The organism is Neisseria sp. P0021.S006 (assembly GCF_051956895.1).
The window spans coordinates 1-2,314 of the sequence record NZ_JBQCWZ010000145.1 but is presented as its reverse complement, the minus strand read 5'-3'; the positions used below and the strand labels follow the sequence as shown (position 1 = coordinate 2,314).

Here is a 2,314-nt window from a genome sequence, read left to right as displayed (position 1 = left end):
TTTCTGATCAATGCCCAGCAACAATATTTCCCCAACAATATCCTCGGCGTACTGTTTACCCATTCGCACAATATCGTCATGCAGTTGCTGTCCGAAATGGGCATTGCCGGCACCTTGCTGGCAACCTTAACCCTGCTTGCAGCCGTATGGCGACTATCAGGCCGCAACCAAACACCGGCTTCCCTATTTTTGCTGACTGCCGCCGCCGTCAGCCTCTGCCACAGCATGCTCGAATATCCGCTTTGGTATATCTACTTCCTTACCGTATTCAGCCTGATTCTGTCGCTGACACCTTCTTATCCGAAAGATGTTTCAGACGGCCCTTTATCTACCCGAATCAGACAATGGACAGGCGGTATAGCTGCTTTATCGATTTTAATCGGCATGGCAAACCTCAGCTGGGAATATCAAAATCTGACCCAATATAGCCGTGTAGGGAAAACCGACGATCCGCAAACAGTTCAAAACAAAATTGACGGCTTGCAGCAGCTCTCCAAAGAAAGCCCCATGCTTGCCTATTACGCCGATTTAAGTTTGAGCAGACGTGCCGACCCGACCGATGCCTACATCCGCCCATGGGCGGAAGAAGCCGCACTCAAAGCCCTGACCTACCGCCCCTACTCCAGCGCCTACCAAGTCGGCCTTTACCTCTATCGACAAGGTAAAAAAGAAGAAGGTGCGCAATGGATGCAGGCAGTGCAATATTATTACCCCTATATGATGTATTTCTACGCCGACAAAATACGCAGCCATCCGGCATTCGCCCCACTACTGCCCAAACTTTTGTCTGATTGCAAAGATTTCATCAATGCACCGAAACACCAAACTGCCAAATCTTGTGATAAACCCTAAACAAAACACACTCAATTGTCAGTTTGTCCTTACAGGCCGTCTGAAAATGTAAAGAGCGACAAGTTTCTATGCAAAAAAGCGCAAAAGCACAGAAAATTACGCTATCAACAAAAGCAGATTGCATGTTAAGATTGAATACAACTCTATTTTAATCGCCGCACCGCCTATTTAGTGCTACGGCGCATACAATCACGAAAAGGAAATTCCATGAGTCGCGTATTACTCGTAGATGACGATGCCCTCTTGACCGAATTGCTGACCGAATACCTGACTGCCGAAGGCCTCAACGTTCACAGCGTTCCTGACGGCGAAGCCGGCGTTCAAGAAATTCTGACCGGACAATACGATGTCGTCGTATTAGACTCCATGATGCCTAAAATGAACGGTTTGGACGTATTGAAAAACGTACGTACCCAAAGCACTGTACCCATCATCATGCTGACTGCAAAAGGTGACGACATCGACCGCATTATTGGTTTGGAAATGGGTGCGGACGATTATGTTCCGAAACCATGTACACCGCGCGAACTCTTAGCCCGCATCAACGCCATCCTACGCCGTGCGCAACACAGCAACGAACAAAACAACGCGCCTAACAGCATTTCTGTCAGCGACGTCGTTTTGTACCCGGCCAAACGCCAAGCCAGCATCAAAGACACTCCGCTCGAGTTGACCAGCACCGAATTCAACCTGCTCGAAGTTTTGATGCGCCACGCCGGACAAGTCGTCAGCAAAGAGACCCTGTCTATCGAGGCACTCGACCGCAAACTGGCTAAATTTGACCGCAGCATCGACGTACACATCTCCAGCATCCGCCACAAATTGGGCGATGCTTCCCTGATTCAAACCGTACGCGGCTTAGGCTACCTGTTTGTTAAAAACTAAAGATTAAACAGATCAATGAAACTGTTTCAACGCATCTTCGCCACATTTTGCGCAGTTATCGTCTGCGCAATCTTTGTGGCGAGTTTTTCATTTTGGCTGGTACAAAACACCCTCGCCGAAAACCAATTCAACCAACGCCGCACCATCGAAACCACACTGATGAACAGCATCGTTTCCGCATTCAACTCACGCGGAGACAGCGGTGCGCGCGAAATTCTTTCTGAATGGAAAAACAATCCGGTTTCCAATGCCGTTTATGTGATTACCGGCGACGATAAAAAAGATATTTTAGGCCGCAATATCGACAGCCTATCCATCGAACGCGCCCGTATTTTTGCCATCAATAATCCTGAATCTGATTTGGCACACATCGAATACGACCGTTTCGGCGAAGAATACCTCTTCTTCATTAAAGGCTGGGACAACCATCAGGCCCAACGCCTCCCTAGCCCGCTCTTCACTCCCGGCCTGCCGCTTTCGCCTATTTGGCACGAATTTATTATTCTGTCTTTCATCATCATCGTCGGCCTGCTGATGGCATACATCCTTGCCAACAATATTACCAAGCCTATTAAAA

3 protein-coding genes are annotated in these 2,314 nt (G+C 48.4%); all 3 read left to right on the top strand.

From position 1 onward, the window contains the following. Positions 1-852: Wzy polymerase domain-containing protein (locus tag ACTHUM_RS11720; RefSeq protein ID WP_440402942.1), on the top strand; the 852-nt coding region annotated here is incomplete at its 5' end. A 207-nt stretch (positions 853-1,059) separates the two neighbouring features. Next, positions 1,060-1,737, top strand: coding sequence for a two-component system response regulator MisR (gene misR, locus ACTHUM_RS11715; protein WP_003748666.1), 678 nt, complete (start codon positions 1,060-1,062; stop codon positions 1,735-1,737). 15 nt (positions 1,738-1,752) lie between these two features. Further along, the coding region (locus tag ACTHUM_RS11710; protein WP_440402941.1) for a CHASE3 domain-containing protein at positions 1,753-2,314 on the top strand (562 nt) is incomplete at its 3' end.

Bases quoted from the DNA above. Each gene is read 5' to 3' on its own strand.
- misR (WP_003748666.1), top strand. From the start codon at position 1,060: ATGAGTCGCGTATTACTCGTAGATGACGATGCCCTCTTGACCGAATTG.